Source organism: Mycolicibacterium monacense (genome assembly GCF_010731575.1).
GTDB classification, from domain to species: domain Bacteria; phylum Actinomycetota; class Actinomycetes; order Mycobacteriales; family Mycobacteriaceae; genus Mycobacterium; species Mycobacterium monacense.
On sequence record NZ_AP022617.1, the window covers coordinates 5,675,696 to 5,699,699 of the forward strand.

19 protein-coding genes and 1 other annotated feature are annotated in these 24,004 nt (G+C 64.1%); of the genes, 13 read left to right on the plus strand and 6 right to left on the minus strand.

What is annotated here, in order from left to right:
- The first annotated feature begins 32 nt into the window (after window positions 1-32).
- Window positions 33-1,181: a hypothetical protein gene (locus G6N49_RS27275; RefSeq protein WP_011857151.1), complete on the plus strand. Its 1,149-nt coding sequence runs from the start codon at window positions 33-35 to the stop codon at window positions 1,179-1,181.
- 27 nt (window positions 1,182-1,208) lie between these two features.
- Window positions 1,209-1,886 (plus strand): hypothetical protein, encoded by a 678-nt coding sequence (locus tag G6N49_RS27280; RefSeq protein WP_011857150.1) that lies wholly within the window; start codon window positions 1,209-1,211, stop codon window positions 1,884-1,886.
- 836 nt (window positions 1,887-2,722) lie between these two features.
- Here G6N49_RS27280 and G6N49_RS29335 read toward each other — a convergent pair.
- Both G6N49_RS29335 and G6N49_RS27290 read right to left on the minus strand, forming a co-directional pair.
- Window positions 2,723-3,631, minus strand: a complete 909-nt coding sequence (locus tag G6N49_RS29335) for a hypothetical protein (protein ID WP_220099716.1) — start codon at window positions 3,629-3,631, stop codon at window positions 2,723-2,725.
- 407 nt (window positions 3,632-4,038) lie between these two features.
- Window positions 4,039-4,992: a hypothetical protein gene (locus tag G6N49_RS27290; RefSeq protein WP_235679585.1), complete on the minus strand. Its 954-nt coding sequence runs from the start codon at window positions 4,990-4,992 to the stop codon at window positions 4,039-4,041.
- Between the two features lie 384 nt (window positions 4,993-5,376).
- Between G6N49_RS27290 and G6N49_RS27295 the strand changes: the two genes are divergently transcribed.
- A complete protein-coding gene (locus G6N49_RS27295) occupies window positions 5,377-6,681 on the plus strand; it encodes an IS256 family transposase (protein ID WP_006242318.1) in 1,305 nt (434 codons plus the stop codon).
- A 468-nt stretch (window positions 6,682-7,149) separates the two neighbouring features.
- Here the strand turns inward: G6N49_RS27295 and G6N49_RS27300 are convergent.
- Window positions 7,150-8,411 (minus strand): IS3 family transposase gene (locus G6N49_RS27300; RefSeq protein ID WP_110807644.1). Its coding sequence is split into 2 segments (ribosomal slippage): window positions 7,150-8,108 and window positions 8,108-8,411, totalling 1,263 coding nucleotides; the frame shifts between segments, so codons are not numbered across the junction.
- Window positions 7,981-8,112 (minus strand) — a sequence feature (AL1L pseudoknot). (Overlaps the previous gene by 132 nt.)
- Window positions 8,412-9,049: 638 nt before the next feature.
- Here G6N49_RS27300 and G6N49_RS27305 point away from each other — a divergent pair.
- The 6 genes from G6N49_RS27305 (at window position 9,050) to G6N49_RS27330 (ending at window position 16,721) form a co-directional block, all read left to right on the plus strand.
- On the plus strand, window positions 9,050-9,529 hold the full coding sequence (locus tag G6N49_RS27305; protein WP_163647438.1) for a hypothetical protein: 480 nt from the start codon (window positions 9,050-9,052) through the stop codon (window positions 9,527-9,529).
- Window positions 9,530-9,591: 62 nt separating this feature from the next.
- Window positions 9,592-10,710: an ATP-binding protein gene (locus G6N49_RS27310; protein WP_163647439.1), complete on the plus strand. Its 1,119-nt coding sequence runs from the start codon at window positions 9,592-9,594 to the stop codon at window positions 10,708-10,710.
- A 303-nt stretch (window positions 10,711-11,013) separates the two neighbouring features.
- On the plus strand, window positions 11,014-11,547 hold the full coding sequence (locus G6N49_RS29895) for an SET domain-containing protein-lysine N-methyltransferase (RefSeq protein ID WP_011857146.1): 534 nt from the start codon (window positions 11,014-11,016) through the stop codon (window positions 11,545-11,547).
- A 141-nt stretch (window positions 11,548-11,688) separates the two neighbouring features.
- On the plus strand, window positions 11,689-15,294 hold the full coding sequence (locus G6N49_RS27320) for an ATP-grasp fold amidoligase family protein (protein WP_133056641.1): 3,606 nt from the start codon (window positions 11,689-11,691) through the stop codon (window positions 15,292-15,294).
- Window positions 15,295-15,509: 215 nt separating this feature from the next.
- The gene (locus tag G6N49_RS27325; RefSeq protein ID WP_041925169.1) at window positions 15,510-15,878 is read left to right on the plus strand and encodes a nuclear transport factor 2-like protein; all 369 of its coding nucleotides are present in this window, start codon (window positions 15,510-15,512) and stop codon (window positions 15,876-15,878) included.
- A 3-nt stretch (window positions 15,879-15,881) separates the two neighbouring features.
- Window positions 15,882-16,721, plus strand: coding sequence for an oxidoreductase (locus tag G6N49_RS27330; protein ID WP_011857143.1), 840 nt, complete (start codon window positions 15,882-15,884; stop codon window positions 16,719-16,721).
- 100 nt (window positions 16,722-16,821) lie between these two features.
- Here G6N49_RS27330 and G6N49_RS27335 read toward each other — a convergent pair whose 3' ends face one another.
- The 3 genes from G6N49_RS27335 to kstD form a co-directional block, all read right to left on the minus strand.
- Window positions 16,822-17,616: a MerR family transcriptional regulator gene (locus G6N49_RS27335; RefSeq protein ID WP_235679586.1), complete on the minus strand. Its 795-nt coding sequence runs from the start codon at window positions 17,614-17,616 to the stop codon at window positions 16,822-16,824.
- A gap of 80 nt (window positions 17,617-17,696) precedes the next feature.
- On the minus strand, window positions 17,697-18,557 hold the full coding sequence (locus G6N49_RS27340) for an enoyl-CoA hydratase ChsH3 (RefSeq protein ID WP_011562040.1): 861 nt from the start codon (window positions 18,555-18,557) through the stop codon (window positions 17,697-17,699).
- Between the two features lie 2 nt (window positions 18,558-18,559).
- Window positions 18,560-20,251: a 3-oxosteroid 1-dehydrogenase gene (gene kstD, locus G6N49_RS27345; protein ID WP_011857141.1), complete on the minus strand. Its 1,692-nt coding sequence runs from the start codon at window positions 20,249-20,251 to the stop codon at window positions 18,560-18,562.
- Between the two features lie 73 nt (window positions 20,252-20,324).
- Between kstD and G6N49_RS27350 the strand changes: the two genes are divergently transcribed.
- From G6N49_RS27350 to trhA, 4 genes are all read left to right on the plus strand, one after another.
- Window positions 20,325-21,110, plus strand: a complete 786-nt coding sequence (locus G6N49_RS27350; RefSeq protein WP_011857140.1) for a 2-keto-4-pentenoate hydratase — start codon at window positions 20,325-20,327, stop codon at window positions 21,108-21,110.
- 28 nt (window positions 21,111-21,138) lie between these two features.
- Window positions 21,139-22,071, plus strand: a complete 933-nt coding sequence (locus G6N49_RS27355) for an acetaldehyde dehydrogenase (acetylating) (protein WP_011857139.1) — start codon at window positions 21,139-21,141, stop codon at window positions 22,069-22,071.
- The gene (gene dmpG / locus G6N49_RS27360; protein WP_011857138.1) at window positions 22,068-23,129 is read left to right on the plus strand and encodes a 4-hydroxy-2-oxovalerate aldolase; all 1,062 of its coding nucleotides are present in this window, start codon (window positions 22,068-22,070) and stop codon (window positions 23,127-23,129) included. Before G6N49_RS27355 ends, dmpG begins: the two co-directional genes overlap by 4 nt.
- 150 nt (window positions 23,130-23,279) lie before the next feature.
- Complete coding sequence (gene trhA / locus G6N49_RS27365; protein ID WP_407665051.1) at window positions 23,280-23,987, plus strand: PAQR family membrane homeostasis protein TrhA; 708 nt, start codon at window positions 23,280-23,282, stop codon at window positions 23,985-23,987.
- Window positions 23,988-24,004: the final 17 nt, after the last annotated feature.

Consider the following 24,004-nt stretch of genomic DNA (forward strand, 5'->3'; position numbering starts at 1 on the left):
GTCGTGACCGCGGATACAGGGGGCCCGTGCTCGTGGGAATCATGCCGGACACCAGCCCGTACGGCTCACAGACCGTGACCGGGCCCGGGTGGCCGAACGTCGACGAGGAGACCCTCGCCGCCGCCGCAGCCTCGTACGAGGCGCTCGCGGCGAAGCTCAGCGGTTCCGTCGTACCGCAGCAGCAGGGCCAGTTGATGAAGCTCTCCGACGCCTGGGAGGGCGGCGGCGCGGTCGCCGCGGCCGGGGAGGCCAGCACGATCATCGGCGGGCACGAGGCGAACGCCGCGCATGCCGCCGCAATCGCGGCCAAACTGCGCGAGATGGAAGTCGCCGTCGTCCGGACCAAGACGATGGTGAACACGATGGCGCAGGAGACGCAGCACGAGTGCGAGGCGATCCAGGCGCTGCCGTTCAGCAACACCCAGCAGCTGGTCCAGGCCCGCGTCAAAATGGGGCTGTCGCAGAACATCGCGCAGGTCACGGCCAGCTCGACCGAACTGGCCAACTCGTTCGGCGTGCCGCCCAGCATCCCCACCCCCGGTGTCCCGCCGACCGTCCCCGGTCAGCAGGCCGCCCAGGGCGCCGCGAAGGAAGCCGGCCAGGCCGGCGGCCAAGGCTCGCAGCAGGGCATGCAGCAGATGATGCAGATGGCGTCGATGGCAGGCCAGCTGCCACAGCAGATCGGCCAGATGGTGAGCCAGGTGCCGCAGCAGATGATGCAGCCGCTGCAGCAGCTCTCCCAACCTCTGCAGCAACTGACGTCGATGTTCGGTCAGGGCGGGAAGGCCGATTCCCTCGGTGCGGCGGGCCTGCCGTTCTCGTCGTTCTCCAACCATCCGCTGGCCGGCGGGTCGGGCGCAGGCGGGGGCGGCGGCATGATGCGGGCGGCGTCGTTGCCCGGTTCAGGCGGGGTCTCCGCGCAGACCCCGTTGATGGCGGGTCTGGTGGGCACCAACGCGGTCTCCGTCGCGCCCGCGGAGCCCGTCGTCGCCGGTTCGGCGGCGGTCGGGGGAGTCGCGCCGGTTGCCGCGGGGGCCATGGGCGGTATGGGTGGTATGGGCGCGCCGATGGGCATGATGGGCGGCCGCGGTTCGGGCGGCGGTGGCGGCACGAGGGCCGGGCTGGCCGCGCCGGAGCCGCTGGAGTACGACCTCGATGAGGACGTCGACGATGAGTGGTGACACATCCATGAGAGGAGCCGGCCGCTGATGGACCCGCTGAAGAAACCCGAGGGCATCTCATGGGACGCGGCGACGGTGGAGCTGCCAGAGATGCCGATGGTGCCGCCGGGCCAGGATGCGATGAGCGCGACCATCTCGGCTGTGCTGCCGACGTTGGCCGCTCCGTTGATGGCGAATGTGACTGCGCTGCAGGCTAAAGAGGGCATGTTCTCCGGGAAACTGGTCAGTGCGCAGTCGGCCTACCAGAACGCCGACGATTCCGGCGGGCAGGCCGTCGGCCAGATCACCGGCATGCTGGGCCAACTCGGACAGATGGGCGGGCAGGCGGCGAGTTCGGCGGGACAGGCCGGAGGCGGTGGCCAGGGCGGCGGAATGTTCGGTTCGCTGATGCAGCAGGCGATGCAGGCCGCCCAGCAGTTCGGAGGGCAGGGCGGTGGCGCGCAGACCGCTTCCAGCGCACCGGCGCCGGCAGCCGGTCAGCCCGCACCTGCTGCGCCCGCGCACTCAGCGCAAGCGCCACAGGTCCGGGAGGGCGAACCCGAACCCACCGAAGAGCAGAAGCGTGAAGACGAGCAGCGGACGCCGCTTCTGCACGCCGAAGGTGCTGAGGATGGCACGAATTCGCATACCGGCCCGGCGCCCGTAGCGCCGCAGGCGCCGGCCACCGACGCCGAGATCGAGGATCTCGCCCGCAGGATGCTGTAGCTGTTCGGCGCGAATCCCGGCGATACAGGTAGCGCCGGAGACAGACGTCCCGTGCCGTGATCATCGGGTGTCCGACGCGCCGACGCACCGCCCGAGGTTCTCGTCCTGCGGGCCGCGACTGGCATCGTGAGTACTCAAAATTTCCCAAGGCTGACGATTCTGGCGAACTGCAAGCTTGGTGACTCGATCCTTGCTATAAGGCGCAGTCTCTGCGCGCCAATATTTGCACACGAGGCCGCATGCTGGTCTCGGCGCCCGCTTGCGCGGGTGGAAGCCATCGACGCAGCGTGTTAGTTGAGACTACAAATGCGGAGTTGAGCAGGAATTTTCATGATCGACCGGTGCGATCTGGAGCGTGGTAGCCCGCCACATCGGCCGTGAGCAGGAGCGATACTGACTCAAGTGCCGACCGCGAAAGGGTTGCCGAGGCGCAGGTAATTGACTGCACAACTCTTAGCTTGGTTTACAAACATGTTTCGTTGTTGCTCTGACAGCAAACCGATAGCATCCGGTTCAGTCGTTCAGCACCGGCACAGCGAACTCTCAGCCAAGCCGAAGCTGACAGTGGCACCACACAGGGAGGGACCGGTCTGATGAGCAAGCACCGGAAGCAGGACGACAACACCAACGGCATCAACAAGCGGCTTGCCGCCGCCTTGGCTGCGAGCGGGCTCTACGTCGCCGCTGGGGTCGTGGGTCCGATCGCCGACATCGAGACCGCCCGCGCCGCCACCAACGGTGACAGTGACAGCGGTGTAGTCCTCGCGGGTCGTGCGAGCAGTGCTGTGCCGCCGGCTTTTCAGTCGAACAGCCCTGCATCACAGCAAGATCCATGGTCATACCTGTGGTTCCTGCAGTCGCACGATGGTGGCCCGCGCGAGGCTACCGATATCCGGGGCGGTGGCCTCGACGGCGTGTCGGTGCGTGGCCAGCACGACGCAGAAGTGCGCGGCGCCCTGGTTCGACTGAGCCTCGCCCCGTCGTCGGGCGGGTTCCACCTGGGAAGTCGTGCTGGTGTGGACTTCGCTGAGTCGGAGCATTCTGTGCATGGGTTCTTCCATGCTGTCTTCAATCACTTCCACTCCGTCATAAGGGATTTCGTCGAGTTCATACATCGGCTGTTCGCGAGCCACCATGGTGACGATGACGATGACGATGACGATGACGATGACGATGACGACGATGACGATGACGATGACGACGACGATGACGATGACGACGACAATAACAATAACAATGACAATAATGATGACAATAATGATACAATAATATGACAATAATGATGACAATAATAATGACAATAATGATAACAATAACAATAACAATAATAACAATAACAATAATAATAATAACAATAACAACAACAATAACAATAACAATAATAACAATAACAATAACAACAATAACAATAACAATAACAATAACAATAATACAATAATAATGACAATAATGATGACGATGACGATGATGATGACGATGATGATGACGATGATGATGACGATGATGATGACGATGATGATGACGATGACGATGACGATGATGACGATGACGACGACTTCGCAATTCAAGGGCAGATTGAAGAAAACGCCGATGCGGAGCGGCAGTTCCAAGAGGAGCAGCGTGAGCAGCAGGAGGCTGCGCAGCAGGAGGCCGAGCAGCAGCGTGAGCAGGAGGAGGCCGAGCAGCAGCGTGAGCAGCAGGAGGCCGAGCAGCAGCGTGAGCAGCAGGAGGCCGAGCGTGATCAAACGGCGACAGGCGAGGGCTGACAGGAACGCTCGCAACTTGTAAGCCCGGGATGCCAGCGCGCAGGAGCGCTGATGCCGGCAGTATTCCCCAGGTTTGCCCGGTGCCTCCGAAAATCAATACGCCACAGTGTGTTTGGTTGACCAGTGAATGGGCGACATGTGGTCCTCGCTGTTGTCCGTCAGCGAGCTATCGATCCCAAGGTCTTAGTGCGGAGAAGCTCCCGGCGGTCAGGTCGACCCAAGTTCGAGATCACGTAACAGTGGGCACCGCGTCGCCTCCGCGCATACGTGCTGCGGAGACTCAGCGGTGTTTCGCCTGGTGATTTCGTCACGGTTGCTAGTCAAGGATGGAGTTGCCCGCGCGAGCGTGGAACACTTTGATTGTCCTCCCACACGGGGAAGTTGCGTCAGTGCAAGAGCTGCCACCAACCCAAGAAGGCTGCTCCATTGTGCTGTATGTAGTCGATTCGCACCTGATCCGATACTCGACCGCGCCTGAATTGTCCGTCACCGTAGTACTTCAATTGCAGTGCCAAGTTCTCGGCCGCGATTGTCGCGGCTTTGTCGATGGCCGCCTTCGGTAGACGCTGGTTCAAGTAGGTATTCTGACGGCAGGTTCTGAGGATCTCTACAAGGGCCTCGGTTCGGCACGCGATCGGCGTCGACTCCTGGCGGTATCTGTAGCTCTCGTCCGAGGCGATGCGGTCGATAAGGCGACCAACGTACGTTGTGGTCAGCGCCCTATCGCAGTAATCGACTCTGAGGGAAGCGCACGCGGCGTACGCCATCCAATGACTCTGCTGCGCCAAACCGTATCCGTCATGAAGCATCTGTTCCATTGCTACACGGACGCGCGGTATATGTCGCGAAGATTGCATCAACGCGAATAATGCCTCCCCCGTGTAATAGTCGCTCTCAAACTGGCGGATCTCTCCGGTTGAGAAGACCCGCTTGTGAACGAAACTTCCCTCTTTCAGTTGCGAGATGATGTAGTTCTCCAGGCTAGTGCAATGCAGGTCGAAGCCTTCGGGGTACAGGGAAGCGAGCGACGCAGTATCGGTTTCGCTAGCCAACTGGGCGTACCCGCGGATCATCAGCGCGGCGAGCCCGACATTGCCAAGTTTGACCGCGTCTCTTGCCGTAACGCACAGCGCGGGAGAGGGACCTGTGTGCCAAGGCGGCGCTTTCGTTCTAGCCCGGATATACAGCACCGCTGCCATTAATGCCCGCTTCTCGCGGCCGGATAGATCAATTGAGAGGGTATGGATGGCCTTGCACATGAACCAAACGGTTCCGCAGTGGCGCAGCAGATTGTAACCCTCGCCGGTTTGATCCGGTGCGAGGTGCTTGTGGGCGTACACGAACCTCCCGCTGTCATCGAGCAATGAGAAGAGGTGGTTGACGCAACTCCTAACAATCACCTCGGCAGCCGACTTCGCGTTTCCCGCTACGCGCCTCATGGTGGTCCCGTCTAGTGGCTGTACAACGTCGCCATGCTTCATGCGGTCCTACAGGATTGGCATCTGCAACAATCGTAGTCCGCAGTCCCAAGCGGACAGGCGGGTGAATTATTGAGTCGAAGACGTCTTGGGCTGCCCGACGGCCGAAGGGGAGCAATGATCAGAACCTGTGGATGACCCTCGGTGGGGCGGCATGAAAGTGGGCGCACCTTCCCGGGGATGATCTGAAGTCCAAGGTTCTCTGATCAAGACCGGCGTTGACGCGCTGGTTGGGAAGGTACGCCCATGCTCACCGTAGTTCACGACACCGATGAGGCCAACGCCAATGACGGCGGTGGTCGGTCGTTGTTGGATGAGATCGTGCGCGACGGCGCCCGGCAGATGCTGGCCGCGGCGCTGAAGGCTGAGGTGGCCGCCTACATCGATGCCCACGCCGGTGAGCTCGATGAGAGCGGTCGCCGGCTGGTGGTCCGCAACGGCTCCCACGCCGGGCGTGAGGTGTTGACCGCCGCGGGCGCGGTGGCGGTGACCGCGCCGCGGGTCAACGACAAGCGTATCGACGCCGATACCGGTGAGCGGCAGCGGTTTTCCTCGGCGATCCTGCCGGCGTGGGCGCGCAAGTCCCCGCAGATGACTGAGGTGCTGCCGCTGCTGTACCTGCACGGCCTGTCGACCAGTGACTTCGGGCCGGCCTTGGAGCAGTTCCTCGGGTCCAGTGCCGGGCTCTCGGCGACGACGATCACACGGCTGACCAGCCAGTGGCAGGAGGAGGCCAAGGCCTTCGGGGCCCGGGATCTGTCGGGCACTGACTTCGTCTACCTGTGGGTCGACGGCATTCACCTCAAGGTCCGCCTCGAGCAGGAGAAGCTGTGCCTGTTGGTGATGATCGGGGTCCGCTCCGATGGCCGCAAGGAACTCGTCGCCCTGGCCGACGGGTATCGAGAATCGACCGAGTCGTGGGCCGATCTGCTGCGGTCGTGTCGCCGCCGCGGGATGATCGCCCCGGTGTTGGCCGTCGGTGACGGTGCACTGGGCTTTTGGAAGGCGATGCGCGAGGTGTTCCCGGCTACCCGCGAGCAGCGCTGCTGGTTTCACAAACAGGCCAATGTCCTTTCCTGCCTGCCCAAATCGGCGCAACCCGGTGCGGTCGCGGCGATGCGGGAGATCTACAACGCCGAGGACCTCGACCACGCGCAGGTCGCGATCAAGGCCTTCGAGATCGACTACGGCGCCAAGTACCCCAAGGCGGTCGCCAAGATCGTCGACGACGCCGACGTGCTGTTGGAGTTCTACAAATACCCAGCCGAACACTGGATCCACTTGCGCACCACGAATCCGATCGAATCAACCTTCGCCACCGTGCGATTGCGGACGAAGGTCACCAAGGGGCCGGGATCCCGCGCGGCCGGAATTGCCATGGCCTACAAGCTTATCGACGCCGCACAAGCCCGGTGGCGGGCAGTCAACGCACCCCACCTGGTCGCCCTCGTCCGTGCCGGCGCCGTCTTCCACAAAGGCAAGCTACTCGAACGCCCCGCCGACATCACACCGCCCGAGCCGGCCGAATCAACCGAAACGGAGGTCGCCTGAAACACCCCGATCCACAGGTATTGACAATTCCTCCCGAAGGGTGGAAATTCGGTCAGATCTGCCGCACCGCATGCAAGAGCCGTGGAACTCAGGTACCTGGTCGGAGGGACACTGATTGCTTTCAGGCAGTTGAGCTCGGCTAATCGATCAACAGAGAATATGGCTGACGCTTCTAGGCCGATTCGCGCCCTCAAGCGAGAACCGCGTGGAAGACTCCTGATGAGTCCTGACGGTCGTTCCCGGGGCTAGCGCTAGACGCGATCGGGCCGAGGGCGACATGGCCAATAGAGTATGAGTTAGGTCCCAGATGGCGGAGAGAACCCACAATCGAGTCGCAGCAACTTCAGGCGCCGATTCGCTCGGATCGAACGGCCAACTGCGCGAGTCGGTCTCAGCCGTAACGTGTTCTCCCAATCGGGCTTCTTCTGGTGGCGTTGTGAATCGCCCTGGATTTGATGGAGGCTCGGGCTATTGGATTTCGACCAGGGGTTGGTCGGTCCGTTTCGTAGCGTAGAAGATGGCTTCGAATTCCGTGGGCGGTATGTCGTTGAGGTAGCCGTGCAGACGTGCTGTGTTGTGCCAGTGCACCCAGCTCAGGGTGGCCAGTTCGACATCGTCGACGGTCTTCCAGGGACCGGTGCGGGCCGGGCCGTAGATCAGCTCAGATTTGTAATAGCCGTTCACCGTCTCGGCGAGGGCGTTATCGAAGCTGTCACCGATGGACCCGATGGAGGGCACCGCACCGATCTCAGCCAACCGTTGACCGTAGCGGATAGACGTGAACTGCGATCCCGCGTCGGAGTGACATCTCAAGCCCGGCAACGTGTTTCCGCGTGACCAGCGGGCCATCTCAATCGCATCGAGCACCATCGTGGTCCGCATGTTCGACGCGACTCGCCAGCCGACGATCATCCGGCTGAACACGTCGACGATGAAGCAGACGTAGGCCACACCGGCCCAGGTCGCGACGTAGGTCAGGTCGGTAACCCAGAGCTGATTGGGGGCAGCTGCGGTGAAGTTGCGCTTGACCAGATCGGGATGTCGCCCGGTGCCAAGATCGGGCTTGGTGGTGCGGACCCGTTTGCCGCGGCGCACCCCTTCGATGCCGGCGGCCCGCATCAGCCGGGCCACCTGATCACGGCCCACATCGTGGCCGGCCCGCTGTGCTGCCCTCCACAGCTTGTGCGCCCCGTAGACGCAGTAGTTGTCCTCCCACAACCCGACCAGGGCCGGGCCCAGGACGGCATCACGCTGGGCCCGCCGCGACAGACCGCGGGACTTCGCCGCGTAGTAGGTGCTCGGAGCCATCGACACTCCTGCTGATCGCAGGACGGTGCAGATGGGCTCGACCCCGAACTCCTCACGGTTGCCGTCGATGAAATCGACTATTTCTTGTGTTGGCGGTCGAGCTCCGCCCCGAAGAAACTCGCTGCCCGTTTCAGTATCTCGTTGGCACGCTTCAGTTCTCGGTTCTCCTGCTCGAGCTCCTTAAGGCGCGCCGATTCTACGGTCGACACCCCAGGCGCCACGCCTTCGTCGATGTCGGCCTGGCGCACCCAAGTGCGCACCGACTCCACGCCGTAACCGAGCTGGTTAGCCACCCGCGCCACCGTGCCCTGGGTGGTGCCCAGCTCGGTGCGCAACGATCGAACCATCCGCACCGCCGCGGCCTTCTCCTCGGGGCTGTAGCGACGCGTCGTGGGCTTCCCAGCAGACTGTTCCTTCGACATACCTGCATCCTCGTTTCCAAGGTCAGGAGCCTCCAGCATTTCCAGGGCGATTCATTGGTGTTGGGTCGTGTGGTTCGGGTCTTGGTCGGGGTGATATTGATGCCGGTATTGCGTTGGGTGGGCGTTATTTGCTTGCGGCGCAGCGTGCGGGGGGTGATTTTCTCTACGAGGTTGATTGGGTGAGCGGTGCCGAGTCGCCGGATGACAGCGCTGTGCGCCAGGCGGGCGCGACGTGGGGTATGGCTTTGTTGTACCGGGAGACTGGTGATCTGGCGTATCGGGCGGCTTTGGACCGGTCGTTGGCTCGGTGGCTTGCAGAGGCGAGGGTCGGTGAGGGTCGGCAGTGGCTAGGCCAGGGGGGAGCTCGGTCGGGGCGACTGGGATCGGTGGCTTTGGTCGGGTTGGCGCTGCTCGAGTGTCTCAGCGGACCGACCGGTAGTGCGGATCCGACGGTGGCCCGTGAGGCGCTCGGTGCGTTGTGTGCGTTTGTGGAGGACGCGCGCTTGCCTGGTGGGGGGTTTCGCGGAGCGTTCGACCCAGAGTCCGGTGTCCACTCGGGTTCGGCGGATCCGTATTCCTCGGGGGAGGCTTTGTTGCTCTTGGCGCGTACAGGTCTTGAGCTCGGGGTTCCCGATCGTGTGACGAGGGTGCTGGGCTGGGCGGAAGAGGATTACGACATGTTCGTCGCGAAGCCGCTGGCCGCGGAGCCTGATCCGGCTCTGACCAAGGGGTACTTCCAGTGGAGTGCGATGAGCTGGTTCGCCTTGGCGGACGCTGGGTTTGCGCCCGAGGTGTGGGGCCGGCGGCTGGTCGAGCAAGCGCTGTGGATGGTCGATGTTCACCGCACGTTGACGCGTACCCGAAATACCGGGTACGCCTACGAGGGCATTGTGCCGGCGTGGAGTGGGCCCGCCGCACGGGCGACGATGACACTGCGCGGCGACTGGCCTGTGTTATCCATCAGGGCTTGCGCAAGCTGTGCTCATGGCAGCTTGGACACCCGCTGGCTCCAGCAACGCTGCGCGCAGCTCCGGAGCGGTTCCACGGGGCGGTGCAAAACCATAGGAGTGAGCCAGCGCTACGGATCGACGTCACCCAGCACCAGCTTCACGCGCTGATCCTGGCACGCAGATACGGCATCGACACAGCAGAACACTCATGCACCACGGACGAAACGGTCGTGGCGAGGAAGCTCGATGCGCACGACGAGCCAAATGTCTACTCGGAATCAGGGGTTACGTCTTCTCCCCTTGTCGCTCATCTTCGCTTTGGCCTACGCCTGATCTACGGGCGCCTGGCCGACGAGTTCACGGCACTCGGTTTCGGGGTCGAAGTGATCGGCCACATGTTGCTGGTGACGCGGGGAAGCAAGCGGTGCTTCTTCTACGAGGGTGACTCGAGCTTCACTTCCCTCATGGCAATGAAAGTGCTCAAGGACAAAGAACTATCACGGATCATGTTCCAGCGAGCCGGACTCAGCATCGCGGAGGGATTTGCGTTCACCAGAAACGAGAAGCTCTCTGCCCTCGAAAAGGTCAGACAACTCAGCCCCGTAGTCGTCAAGCCAGTGGCCGGCCACAAGGGGCAGGGCGCGTCCGTCAACGTGACGCCCGAATCCTTCGAGGCGGCATGGTCTGCCGCTTCAGATGCCGTCGCTGAGGCCGGCGTCTCGACGGTCTCGGACTACGAGATCCTCGTTGAAAAATTCTTTCCGGACGGGGATGAGGCTAGATATCTGGTCGTCGGCGGCACCTGTGTGGCGGTGCTGCTCAGGTTGCCCCCCAAGGTGTACGGGGATGGGCGCAGCACCGTTCGTCAGCTCATCGAACACGAGAACAGAACTCGGCGCCTCAATCCTAGTTTGAGAGCGGTCAGCGGGATGATTCGCCTTGACGAACAACGACATTCAATCATCCGTTCGCAAGGATACTCACTCGATTCGGTGCCAGCGCTCGGTGCTTGCGTGATCATTGATTGGAAGGGTGGCCTCTCCACAGGTGCGAACTCACGCGATATCACAAGCGATGCGCATAGAAGTATGAAGCGGGTCGCAGAGAAGGTCGCCGCGGCCGTGCCTGGCCTCGACATCGTTGGTGTGGACATCCTCGCTAGAGATCACACGGCAGAAGCGACGCCCGACAACTACATCATCGTGGAAGCAAATACCCGCCCGAACATCTCCGGGCATCTCTACCCGGTCTTCGGCGAGCCCGTCAACGTCGCCAGGATCATCGCCGAAAACTGCGCGCAGAACATGGGTTTCGATGTCGACACGTTGCGGAGGACGCGGCGGGAATGACACGGTGAAGGCGTCCGTCGCGATCCGGACCGTGGTGACTGCCGCCGGCCGATGCCATGGGTAGTTCCCTCGCAGACGTTTGAGAGCGGAAGCCACCGATCCCAGCTTCGGGGTGACCTGCCGCTCATCGACCACGTGGATCGTTCTGGAAGCCTGTTTCAGCGTCGGCCCCCTTGTCCCCGACGTTGCTGAACATTAACTCCGATCGATTAACCAGATACAACACGGAGCGTTCTATCGGCGAGTACATTTGCTAGATGACGTAGCCAGTGCACTTGTCGCCATTAACGTAGCGGGGGGCAGATGGGGTCCACGATCGGCAATTCGCCAGCGGTCGGTCGCGTTGCGGTTCTGTACAGCGACGGGCAATTCCGACTGGTGTCGAGGGTGGCCGCTTCCCCGGGCGAGCGGTTACTGTCGATATCTGGAGTGACAACTAGGGTGCGTACTCGGTATTCGATACAGATCAGCTCCACGTCCCACATCGACGTAGCAGAATCGATCGGTTCGGCAGCCATGATCGAGGATCATCCTTGGCGCTTCACCAACCACAGCTGCGAGCCCAACGCGGTCGTTCGAGGACGGCACCTCGTCTCGCTGACGGCCATCGAAGTCGGCGACGAGGTAACGTTCAATTACAACACCACCGAGTACGTTCTGGCCGAGCCATTCGTCTGTAACTGTGGAAGTCCTCGGTGCGTGGGAGCGGTCAGGGGCTTCGTTCACCTCCGTGACGCTGAACGGAGACAACTGCTGCCGCTACTCGCGAGCCACCTCGTGGCCGTTTTCGACACGGAGGCGTCCTCCTACCGGCCGTCGGCGCGCCAATCGCCATGACACGCAGAACGTCCGGTCTCGGGTCCAGACCCAAACGGCGTATGTCGCGGGGCATCAGACTGCGCACAAGCGATTCGCTCATGAAACGACCTTGGAACCCGAGCTGTGACTAGGCCCGACTTGTATGGGGATGCAAATCCCGTGGAACTAGAAGAGCGGGCACGAGACTTGGCGCGCGCTTGGTTTCCGTCATTCCGCTCAGCCCGCGCCGAGCCGTTTCCGGTGTTCACGTTCTTCCGAGACTACAATCGGTATCTGAGCCGAGGCGCGAGTTCATGGGGTCTTCGCGTCACAGAGCACAAATACTTGTTCTCAGGCATGCTGTCCGGCATAGGCGTTCGTACTCCAGCGATCCGCTGGATCGTCGTCAAAGACGCCGCTATAAGCCCAGTTGGTGAGCGGATCTCGTCGGAGGCTTTGGTCAATAAACTCCTCTCGGGCCGCTCGTTCGTCAAGCCAAATGAGAACGAGGGCGGTCACGGTGCCTTTCTGCTGCATGACGGTTTGACCACGGATGCCAAGGGTGATTCGTGCCCGACGGACGCTTCACAGCTACTTGAGCTTCTTCGGCGAGGCGGGTTCCTCATCCAAGACGTCATCGAGCAATCCGAGGATTACGCCGCGTTCGCTCCCAGTTCGTTGAACACGATTCGTTGTCTGACCTATCGTTCGAGAGGAGGGTCCGCGCAGATCGCTGCTGCAACGCTCCGTATGGGAAGCGGCCGTTCTGTTGTCGATAACGCTTCGAGCGGCGGAATCTTTTGCGGCATCGACATCGATACCCATCGCTTGATAGGGCCTGCCGCCGATCTGAACGGGGGATTATTCGATCGGCATCCCGTCAGCGGCCTGACGCTGCAAGCCATGCCGCTTGCCCGCCTCGATGAGGCTTTTGATACTTGCGTATTCGCTCACGAAGCACTGGGCGGCATGATGAGTACCGCCCCAGCGACCGTCGGTTGGGACGTCGGCATGACCGACGATGGACCCTGCGTCGTCGAAGGTAACGACTTGTGGATGGCCGCGTTGCATTCGCGGGCGGATCCACGAGCACGTCAACGTCTTCTCACCTGCTTTGTGCGAGACTTCCACGTCGCAGGGAAGGGGTTCTCGAACGATCTACCGCGCATCAGCAAGAGCGACTCGGCCACCGTCGTCTTCCGGGCCAAGGGGAAGGTTCAAAGGGTCGGATTCCGGCAATGGGTCGCGCGCCTGGCCAGGATGAAAGACTTGGCGCACGCTATAACGAACCTGCCCAGCGGAGACGTGGAGATCACACTCACCGGTCCGCTTCGCACACTCGAGTTCGCGATTGCGGCGGCTATGCACGGCCCCGCTCGAGCCGACGTGTCAGAGATCGAAGTTTGCAGTCTCCGCGCGACGCCCGCTGGCGACGGGTCTGTGGTCGGACTCAGTCGGCATCCCGGGGGACGAGACCGGATGGCAAAACCCGACTCCGACGACCTCTCGCAGCCCGAAGCGCTCATGCAATCGCGTGAAACCGCGGCTTCTTCTGGTGGCGTTGGTGTTGGGTCGTGTGGTTCGGGTCTTGGTCGGGGTGATATTGATGCCGGTATTGCGTTGGGTGGGCGTTATTTGCTTGCGGCGCAGCGTGCGGGGGGTGATTTTCTCTACGAGGTTGATTGGGTGAGCGGTGCCGAGTCGCCGGATGACAGCGCTGTATGCCAGGCGGGCGCGACGTGGGGTATGGCTTTGTTGTACCGGGAGACTGGTGATCTGGCGTATCGGGCGGCTTTGGACCGGTCGTTGGCTCGGTGGCTTGCAGAGGCGAGGGTCGGTGAGGGTCGGCAGTGGCTAGGCCAGGGGGGAGCTCGGTCGGGGCGACTGGGATCGGTGGCTTTGGTCGGGTTGGCGCTGCTCGAGTGTCTCAGCGGACCGACCGGTAGTGCGGATCCGACGGTGGCCCGTGAGGCGCTCGGTGCGTTGTGTGCGTTTGTGGAGGACGCGCGCTTGCCTGGTGGGGGGTTTCGCGGAGCGTTCGACCCGGAGTCCGGTGTCCACTCGGGTTCGGCGGATCCGTATTCCTCGGGGGAGGCTTTGTTGCTCTTGGCGCGTACAGGTCTTGAGCTCGGGGTTCCCGATCGTGTGACGAGGGTGCTGGGCTGGGCGGAAGAGGATTACGACATGTTCGTCGCGAAGCCGCTGGCCGCGGAGCCTGATCCGGCTCTGACCAAGGGGTACTTCCAGTGGAGTGCGATGAGCTGGTTCGCCTTGGCGGACGCTGGGTTTGCGCCCGAGGTGTGGGGCCGGCGGCTGGTCGAGCAAGCGCTGTGGATGGTCGATGTTCACCGCACGTTGACGCGTACCCGAAATACCGGGTACGCCTACGAGGGCATTGTGCCGGCGTGGGAGTGGGCCCGCCGCACGGGCGACGATGACACTGCGCGGCGACTGGCCTGTGTTATCCATCAGGGCTTGCGCAAGCTGTGCTCATGGCAGCTTGGACACCCGCTGGCTCCAGCAACGCTGCGCGCAGCTCCGGAGCGGTTCCACGGGGCGGTGCAAAACCATAGGAGTGAGCCAGCGCTACGGATCGACGTCACCCAGCACCAGCTTCACGCGCTGATCCTGGCACGCAGATACGGCATCGACACAGCAGAACACTCATGCACCCAAAAGCCCGTGCCCGTGAGTGCCCAGAAAGTGACGGGTTCCGCGGAACCTACTCTTGCAGAGCAAATCTCGGAAATTCGCAGCATGCGCACCGACTATGACGCTCGGCTGAAGAGCCTGCTGCGAAAGTCGCTGACGCCGCGGTCAATCCGCACGGGGGGTGCCGATCGACTCGCCGAGCTTGACGAGCTCGTCAGCCTCGCTGACCCGCGGCATCTGAGCCACTACATGATGTGGATCATCGAGCGTAACAGCCTCTCGTCGCGCACAGGACTCTCATTCGCCGCCAGAATGATCCAGCAATCAGAAGCGCGATTGCTCGGGGTTCCGCAGCCTACCTGGTTGCTCGACCGGAAGGACGTTGGCTACCGATTCATCGACCGCCTGAAAGTCCGCAGACCGCTGTCCACCGAGCCCGGACCTATCCACCGTTTGCGACCCACCTACCCCTGTTGCGTGAAGCCGGTGAACAGCACGGGCCGTCGCGGTGTCTTCCTAGTTTTCGCAGAGGATGACATCTACTCCGTCCGGGAAGGGATCACACTCGGGTCGTGGGACGAAATGGTCGCGCATGCGGCGACGCTTCGCTCCACTCGAGGGGCACCCCTGACGAATCTGCCGTGGATCGCCGAGGAGCTTGTCCTCGAGGACACTGCTACCCGGCGGCCAGCCCGTGACCTGAAGTTCTATGCGTTCTACGGCGAGGTGCTCTTCGTACTAGAGGTTCGTCGTCAGCCCAACCTCGAGGCCTGCTATTGGTCGCGAGACGGACAACCCCTCAGGGTCACGTGGGACGACTACCGGTTCGACGGTGAGGGCGTGACACCGGACCAGGTCGCTCTCGTCGAGCAGATCAGCCGAGAGATCCCAGCGCCGTTCGTCCGCATAGACATGTTGCGCGGTGAGCGCGAACTCTTCTTCGGAGAGTTCACGCCCAGGGACGGCAACTTTGAAACGTACCCGCCGGAGTGGGACCGCCGCATGGGTGAAGCTTGGGTGCGGGCCGAGGGGCGGATTCTCACCGATGTCATGGCCGGGAAACGCTTCGAGGCGTTTCAGCCGGCTTGGAGCGAACAGCGATTGGGCGATGGACGTCCACCCGGTGCTCGTTGAGTAGCACCTGCTCTCGTCACGGAATAGCGTCACGTTTGATCGCATCACCCCGATGTGCCGCGAGTGATCGACGGTCGCCTGACAACTGAGGATTGCCCGTAAGCGTGGCCGTCACCCGGCGACGGGCGCCGAGATCCAAGACTTCGCCCGCCGGATGCCGTAGCCGACTGCTTCCCCCTTGACCCTCTCCCCGGGGGAGAGTCCACGCTGGGGCCATGACAGTGAACAGAAGCAGTGAGGGCATCCGGACGTCGTGGGGCGGGCTTCCCGCCGTCGTCAGGACTTACCTTGTCGCGCAACAAGCTCGGGACGTGGACTCCGCGGTCGCGACGTTCACCCCCGAGGCCGAGGTGACCGACGAGGGCCGCACCTACCGCGGACGGGACGAGATCACGGTTTGGCTCAGCGAGGCCGGAAGCGAGTACACCTACACCACCGAATTCGACCACGCCTCCACGGTCGGGACGGCCTACGCCGATGTGGTGCAGCACCTGGAGGGCGACTTCCCCGGCGGAGTCGCCGACCTGCACTACCGGTTCACCCTCGACGGTGAACTGATCAGCCGTCTGGTGATCGAGCCCTGAGGCATGACGAGAAACTGGTTCATCACCGGCGGGACGCCGGGTGGGTTCGGCATGGCTTTCGCCGAGGCCGCGCTCGAGGCCGGCGACCGCGTGGTGCTCACCGCACGGCGGCCCGCCGAGTTGGACACGTGGGTACGAACCCACGGTGATCGCGTGCTCGTTGTGCCGTTGGACGTCACCGATGCCGCACAGGTGCGTGAGGCGGTTGCAGCGGCCGAGGATTTCGGCGGCATCGACGTCTTGGTCAACAACGCCGGACGCGGGTGGTACGGGTCCGTCGAGGGGATGGCCGATCGGGACGTTCGCGGGATGTTCGAGCTGAACTTCTTCTCGGTGGTCTCGGTCATCCGCGCGGTGCTACCCGGTATGCGCGCCCGGGGCGACGGCTGGATCGTCAACGTGTCGTCGGTCGCGGGTCTGCACGGTGTCACCGGGTTCGGCTATTACAGCGCAACGAAATTCGCCCTCGAAGGGCTCACCGAGGTATTGCGTGAGGAGGTCTCTCCGTTCGGGATCCGCGTGTTGGCGGTGGAGCCCGGCGCGTTCCGCACCCGCGCCTACGCCGGTTTCGCCGACGAACCAGTCGAGGAAGCGATCAAGGACTACCGCCCGATGCTGGAGGAGGTCCGGGCGGCCATGGTTGCCCAGAACGGTTCCCAGCCCGGGGACCCCCACCGGGGCGCGCGGGCGGTGATCTCGGCCATGGCCCAGGATCCGCCGCCGCACCGACTCGTCCTCGGCGGCGATGGGTTCGACGTCGCCGTCGCGGCGCTCGAACAGACGCTGACCGACCTCCGCCGCAATGAAGCGCTGTCCCGCGGCGCCGACTTCTCGGCCCGGTGAACATCAGGCCATCCGTCGAACGTGCGATCACTGCGAGGATTCGGCCGAGAAGTCGCAAGCAGCGCACGCTCGGCGCCCCGACGACCTCCGCGTCCCTCGCTCACCCCGGCCACCCCTCGGTGACGGGGGCGAGCCGGAACACCGGCCAGCCAATCTCCGTGCGCCACTCCTGCGGGTCGTCGCTGTCCCGCGGGCCCATCAGGTAGATCTCCTGAATCGGGCCGTCGACGGCCAGGGTGTGCTCGACCACCCAGGCGCCGAGCCGGCCGTAGGTGACGTCGATGTCGTCGTGCGGCCCGGGATGCACGGCGACGGCGAAGTCGGCGGGCGGCAGGTCGAGCACCCTGATCCGTCCCGACGGACGCGGCTCGCGGACCGGACGGAAGACGGTGAACGCACCGGCGCCCTGGGTGAACAGTTCGTTGGCGTAGTGCCCGCCGGGCGGACCCGTGCGCTCCACCGGTGGGAACTCCTCGTCCAGCTCCGCCATCGCGGCGTCGTACCAGTCAAGCGAATCTTCAAGGGCGACAGAATCACTTACCGCGACGACGGTGCGGGCGGGGATTGATCGCAGTTCGACGGCGACGTCCGCGGGGTCGGGATTCAGCAACCGGCGAAGCGACACGACGGCGGCGCGGGTCCGGTCCAGCTCGGCCTCGAGGCGCTTCAGATGACTGGCGATCACCTCGGCCCGGTGCTCTGGATCCCCGCTCGCCAGAATCGATTTGACCTCGGCCAGGGGCACGTCGAGTTGACGCAGCTTCTGGATGACCTGAGCGGTGGGGATCTGTTCGGAGGTGTAGTAGCGGTAGCCGGTGAAGCGGTCGACCGTGGCGGGCTCCAGGAGCCCGGCCTCGTGGTAGCGGCGAAGCGTGCGCACGCTCAGGCGCGTCACGGTCGCGAACTCTCCAATCGACAGTCCCGGACGCATGGCCGACGCCTCCTGCTCTGCCCGTATCGAACGGCTGCAGCCGGCTAGACCGGTTTCAGCTCCACCCCGGACAGTGCCACCGCATTGTCGCGGCTGGGCGCGGTGATGGTCGCGATCAGTGTGTCCCCGTCTTTCCACACGTTGGCCCGCAGCGTCTCTCCGGGGAACACCACACCCGCGAAGCGCGCGCCGTACGAACTCACTCGCGAGACGTCACCGTCGAGGAACTCGTCCACGATCGCCTTGCACGCGATGCCGTAGGTGCACAGGCCGTGCAGGATCGGCCGCGGGAACCCCGCCGCCGCAGCGAAATCAGGGTCGGAGTGCAGCGGATTGCGGTCACCGCACAACCGGTAGAGCAGCGCCTGCTGCGGCAGGATCGGCAGGTCGATCTCGGCGTCGGGCGCCCGCTCCGGCGGCTCGACCGACGTCGACGGCCCACGCTCACCGCCGAAACCGCCCTCGCCACGGGCGAAGATGGACCGCTTCTGCGTCCACAGCAGCGTGCCGTCCGGATCGGTGACCGTGGTCTCCGACCAGATCACCGCGGCCTTGCCCTTGTCCCAGATGTCGGTGAACCGGGTGACGGCGATGCCGGTGCCCGACGGCGGGATCGGCCCCGGTACGGTCACGGCCTCGCTTGCGTGCAGCACCTTGGACAATTCGATGTCGATCCCCGGGAACTTCACCGACGGCGGTTCGGTCATGTGGAAGCTCTGCGCCACGTTGCCGAACGTGGGCAGCACCTGCGGGGTGTTGTCCACCAGGTACCGCAACTCACGCTTGTCCATCGGGTCGACGCCCGCGCCCAGCCCCAGGTGGTAGAGCTGCACATCACTGCTCGTCCAGGAGAATTCGGCGGGTGGCAGCTCGGCGCCCAGCGCCTCGTCCAGATTGATCGGCATGGCTAACTTCTACCAGCCAGGTGCAGCGCCGCCAGATACCCGAACGTCATGGCCGGGCCGATCGTCCCGCCCGGGCCCGGATACGTGTGGCCCATGACCGGTGAGCTGACGTTGCCGGCCGCGTACAGGCCCTCGATCACCGAACCGTCGTCGCGCAGCGCCCGACCGTGCACATCGGTGCGGACCCCGCCCTTGGTGCCCAGGTCACCGGGCACCATCTTCGCCGCGTAGAACGGACCGTGGCTGATCTCGCCGAGGTTGGGGTTCGGTTTGTTCGTCGGGTCTCCGTAGTAGCGGTCGTACGCGCTCTCACCGCGGTGGAAGTCCTCGTCGGTGCCCGACCGCGCGAATCCGTTGAACCGCTGGACCGTCGCGGCGAGCGCATCGGCGGGCAGCCCGGCCTTCTCGGCCAACTCGGCCAGGGTGTCGGCCTTGACGATCACGCCCGACTCCAGCCACTTGCTCGGAATCCGTTGTCCCGGTTGCAGTCCGGCGAAGATGTAGCGGTCGCGGTACTGCTGGTCGAAGATCAGCCAGGCCGGGATGTTCTCGCCCGGGCCGGGTCCCTGCCCGTATTCGCCGCCGTACATGTGGTGGCACGCCTCGACATACGGCATCGACTCGTTCATGAACCGCTTACCGGACATGTTGACGATGATCGAGCCGGGGGAGTTGCGCTCGGACAGGGCGAACCACGGGGCGCCGACCAACGGCACCGTCGGGCCCCACCAGGCGTCCTCCATCAGTTCCAGCGCGGCGCCCAGCTTTTCGGCGGCAAGGATGCCATCACCGGTGTTGGCCTTGGCGCCGACGGTCCACTCGGTGGTGATCGGGGCGCGCTGATACTTCACGCGCATCTGCTCGTTGTGCTCGAAACCGCCGGAGCCCAGGATCACCCCTCGGCGCGCGCGGATGAGCCGCGGCTCACTGCTGTCGGTGCCTGTCTGCGCGTTCGTATCCGCTACGTAGATCCCGCGGACCACCCCGTCCTCGACGTAGAGGTCGGTCAGCGCGGTGTTGAGCAGCACCGGTACCCCGGCCTCGCGCAAGGCGATCCGCAGCGGGGCGATCAACGCGCGCCCCATCCCGACCAGGTTCTTGCCGGTGGCCTTGGCCCATGTCGCGCGGATGCCGACCTTGAGGCTGCGCAGTACGCCACGCGGGTGGCGCTTGAGTTGATTGAGCCGGACATAGTCCTGCTGCATGACGACCATGTTCATCGGGACCTTGCCGTACGGCGGTTCCAGGCCGGGCAGATCCTCCCCGAGCTTCTTGGCGTCGAACGGCTTCGGCTCCACCGACCGCCCGGTCGGCTTTCCGCCGGGTGTCTCCGGGTAGTAGTCGGAGTAGCCCGGCACCCAGCACAGCTTCAGGGGTGAGTGCTCGAGGACGAACGTCAGCATCTCGGGTCCGCGTTGGAGGTAGGTGTCGATGCGTTCCGGTTCGACGACGTCGCCGATGATCGCGCGCAGGTACTGGCGCGCCGCCTCGGGCGTGTCCTTCACCCCATCGCGCTTGAGGACTTCGTTGTTCGGGATCCATACGCCACCACCTGACCGCGCAGTGGAACCCCCATAGTGCGGAGCCTTCTCAACGACTATCGTCGAGAGACCCTGATGAGCTGCGGTGAGGGCGGCGACCATGCCGGCGGCACCACTGCCCACCACGATGACGTCGTACTCCTGTCCGGTCATGTAGAACACGTTATAGAATTGCCCGGCCGACCCACAACTGCGCCGGTCGACGAAACGAGGGGACTTCACCTAGATGCTCAGTTCCGAGGTACGTGAGCAGCTTGCCGCCGACCTTGCCCAAGCCGAGCGCAGCCGGGTGCCGATGAAACCCCTGACCGACGGTCACCCCGACATCGATGTGGTGGACGCCTACGAGATCCAGCTGATCAACATCCGCCAGAAGGTCGCCGAAGGCGCCCGGGTGATCGGCCACAAAGTCGGCCTCTCCTCGGAGGCGATGCAGAAGATGATGGGCGTCGACGAACCCGACTACGGCCACCTGCTCGACGATATGCAGGTCTACGAGGACAAACCGGTCAAGAGCTCCAATTACCTCTATCCCCGGGTCGAGGTCGAGGTCGGCTTCATCCTGGCCGACGACCTGCCGGGTGCGGGCTGCACCGAGGAGGACGTCCTCGCCGCGACCGCGGCGTTCGCCCCCGCGATCGAGTTGATCGACACCCGCATCACCGACTGGAAGATCAAACTCTGCGACACCATCGCCGACAACGCGTCGTCGGCGGGATGGGTGCTCGGTGAAGCCCGGGTGTCGCCCAAGGACGTGGATATCAGAGCCATCGAGGCAGTCCTCACCAACAACGGTGAGACGGTGGCCGAAGGCCGCAGCGATGCGGTGCTGGGCAATCCGGTCACCGCGGTGGCGTGGCTGGCCCGCAAGGTCGAGAGTTTCGGCGTCCGCCTCAAGGCCGGGGACATCGTGTTGCCGGGCTCGTGCACGCGTGCGATAGATGCACCTCCCGGGAGTCATTTCGTCGCCGACTTCGCCGGGTTAGGTTCAGTACAACTCGCTTTCGAGTGAGCGCTTTTCAGATACCAGGGAGAGTCATATGCCGGAGAAGCTTCAGGTCGCGATCGTCGGGTCCGGCAACATCAGCACCGATCTGCTGTACAAGCTGCAGCGCTCGGAGTACCTCGAACCGCGTTGGATGATCGGAATCGATCCCGAGTCCGAAGGGCTCGCGCGCGCACGCAAACTCGGCCTCGAGACCTCGCACGAGGGCGTGGATTGGCTGCTCGCACAGGACGACAAACCGGATCTGGTGTTCGAGGCCACCAGCGCCTACGTGCACCGGGCGGCGGCACCGCGCTACGAGGAAGCGGGTATCCGCGCCATCGACCTCACCCCGGCCGCGGTGGGTCCGGCGGTGATCCCGCCGGCCAACCTGCGCGAACACCTCGACGCACCGAACGTCAACATGATCACCTGTGGTGGGCAGGCCACCATCCCCATCGTCTACGCGGTCACCCGCGCGGTCACCGAACAGGGCGGCACGGTGCCCTACGCCGAGATCGTCGCCTCGGTGTCGTCGAGTTCGGCGGGTCCGGGTACCCGCGCCAACATCGACGAGTTCACCAAGACCACCAGTAAGGGTGTGCAGACCATCGGCGGTGCCGCGCGGGGGAAGGCGATCATCATCCTCAACCCCGCCGATCCGCCGATGATCATGCGCGACACCATCTTCTGCGCCATCCCCGAGGACGCCGACCGGGATGCGATCGCCCAGTCGATCCGCGACGTCGTCGCCGAGGTGCAGACCTACGTACCCGGCTATCGCCTGCTCAACGACCCGCAGTTCGACGACCCCTCGATCAACTCCGGCGGGCAGGCCGTGGTCACCACGTTCGTGGAGGTGGAAGGCGCAGGCGACTACCTGCCGCCGTACGCGGGAAACCTCGACATCATGACCGCCGCGGCGGCCAAGGTGGGCGAGGAGATCGCAAAGGAATCCCTTTCTCTGGCAGGAGGTGCGCAGGCATGAGCACCAAAGACATCTTCTTCAACCCGATCTGGGACGTCCGGATGACGGACACGTCGCTGCGCGACGGCTCGCACCACAAACGTCACCAGTTCACCAAGGACGAGGTGGGCGCCATCGTCGCCGCGCTCGACACCGCCGGTGTCCCGGTCATCGAGGTGACCCACGGCGACGGGCTCGGCGGGTCGAGCTTCAACTACGGGTTCTCGAAAACGCCTGAGCAGGAACTGATCAAGCTCGCGGCCGAGACCGCCAAGGAAGCCAAGATCGCCTTCCTCATGCTGCCCGGGGTGGGCACCAAGGAGGACATCAAAGAGGCGCAGAACAACGGCGGTTCGATCTGCCGCATCGCGACCCACTGCACCGAGGCCGACGTGTCGATCCAGCACTTCGGTCTGGCGCGTGAGCTCGGGCTCGAGACCGTGGGCTTCTTGATGATGAGCCACACCATCCCGCCGGAGAAGCTCGCCCAACAGGCCCGCATCATGGCCGACGCGGGGTGTCAGTGCGTCTACGTCGTCGACTCCGCCGGTGCGCTGGTGCTCGAAGGGGTGCGCGACCGGGTCGCCGCGCTCGTCGCCGAATTAGGGTCGGATGCTCAAGTTGGATTTCATGGCCACGAGAATCTCGGTCTGGGCGTGGCGAATTCGGTCGAGGCGGTGCGCGCCGGGGCCAAGCAGATCGACGGGTCGTGCCGCCGGTTCGGCGCCGGAGCGGGTAACGCGCCGGTCGAGGCGCTCATCGGGGTCTTCGACAAGATCGGCGTGAAGACCGGCATCGACTTCTTCGACATCGCCGACGCCGCCGAGGAAGTCGTCGCACCGGCGATGCCCGCCGAATGCCTGCTGGACCGCAACGCGCTCATCATGGGCTACTCGGGTGTCTACTCGAGCTTCCTCAAACACGCCATCCGGCAGTCCGAGCGCTACGGCGTGCCCGCGCACCAGCTGCTGCACCGCGCCGGCCAGCGCAAGCTGATCGGCGGTCAGGAAGATCAGCTGATCGACATCGCGCTGGAGATCAAACGCGAACAGGACAGCGGGGCGACGGCCGCGCACTGACCCGCCGCGCTGCTGCACCGTGTCGTGGTTTCCCCACTGTAGGCTGTGCAGCGCGTCGCCCCCCGGGCGACCGCACGCCGGATCCCGGTCCGGCAACACCCGCGATATCGGAGATCTCCTGAGCGACCGAGTGCGTGTAATGGCCAGTCCGTGATCACCGGCCCGCCGGGTCCGGAGGCGATCGAAGCCCTGCAGGCCGATCCAGTCGACGAACTGGTCGTCCGACCGCGTGCGCGGGGGTTGATCCACCTCGTCTCGGCGGTCGTCGCCGTGGTGGCGGGTGCGGCGCTGGTCGAGGTGGCGTGGACCGGATCGGCATCCTCGCGAGCAGGGTGGGCCGCGGTGATCTACGTCGCGGCGATCGTCGCCATGTTCGGGGTGAGCGCGGCGTACCACCGCGTGCGGTGGACGTCACCGTCCGCCGAGAAGTGGATGATGCGCCTCGACCACTCGGTGATCTTCGTGTTCATCGCGGCGACCTACACCCCGTTCGCGGTGCTCGCACTGCCGCCCGACACCGGGGCGAAGGCGCTGACGATCGTGTGGACCGGGGCCGCTGCCGGTGTCGCCCTCAAGATGCTGTGGCCGTCCGCGCCGCGCTGGGTGGGCGTACCCCTGTATCTGATGCTCGGCTATGTGGCGCTGCTGTTCGCCGAGGCGCTGCTGATCGGTGCCGGTTTCACCGTCGTCGCGCTGCTCGTCGCCGGTGCGGTCCTCTACAACATCGGTGCGATCTTCTACGGCGTCCGCTGGCCGAATCCGTGGCCGAACACGTTCGCCCACCACGAGTTCTTCCACGCGTTCACCGTGGCCGCGGCGGTCTGCCACTTCGCCGCCATCTGGCTCGTCATCCGGTAGTCGGACCCGGCAGGCAC

What these genes read in the sequence shown, in the direction of transcription:
- G6N49_RS27350 (WP_011857140.1), top strand. Translation starts at nt 20,325, where the DNA reads ATGCTCAGTTCCGAGGTACGTGAGCAGCTTGCCGCCGACCTTGCCCAA.
- G6N49_RS27355 (WP_011857139.1), top strand. Translation starts at nt 21,139, where the DNA reads ATGCCGGAGAAGCTTCAGGTCGCGATCGTCGGGTCCGGCAACATCAGC.
- dmpG (WP_011857138.1), top strand. Translation starts at nt 22,068, where the DNA reads ATGAGCACCAAAGACATCTTCTTCAACCCGATCTGGGACGTCCGGATG.
- G6N49_RS29895 (WP_011857146.1), top strand. Translation starts at nt 11,014, where the DNA reads ATGGGGTCCACGATCGGCAATTCGCCAGCGGTCGGTCGCGTTGCGGTT.
- G6N49_RS27325 (WP_041925169.1), top strand. Translation starts at nt 15,510, where the DNA reads ATGACAGTGAACAGAAGCAGTGAGGGCATCCGGACGTCGTGGGGCGGG.
- G6N49_RS27280 (WP_011857150.1), top strand. Translation starts at nt 1,209, where the DNA reads ATGGACCCGCTGAAGAAACCCGAGGGCATCTCATGGGACGCGGCGACG.
- G6N49_RS27340 (WP_011562040.1), bottom strand. Translation starts at nt 18,557, where the DNA reads ATGCCGATCAATCTGGACGAGGCGCTGGGCGCCGAGCTGCCACCCGCC.
- kstD (WP_011857141.1), bottom strand. Translation starts at nt 20,251, where the DNA reads ATGACCGGACAGGAGTACGACGTCATCGTGGTGGGCAGTGGTGCCGCC.
- G6N49_RS27330 (WP_011857143.1), top strand. Translation starts at nt 15,882, where the DNA reads ATGACGAGAAACTGGTTCATCACCGGCGGGACGCCGGGTGGGTTCGGC.
- G6N49_RS27295 (WP_006242318.1), top strand. Translation starts at nt 5,377, where the DNA reads ATGCTCACCGTAGTTCACGACACCGATGAGGCCAACGCCAATGACGGC.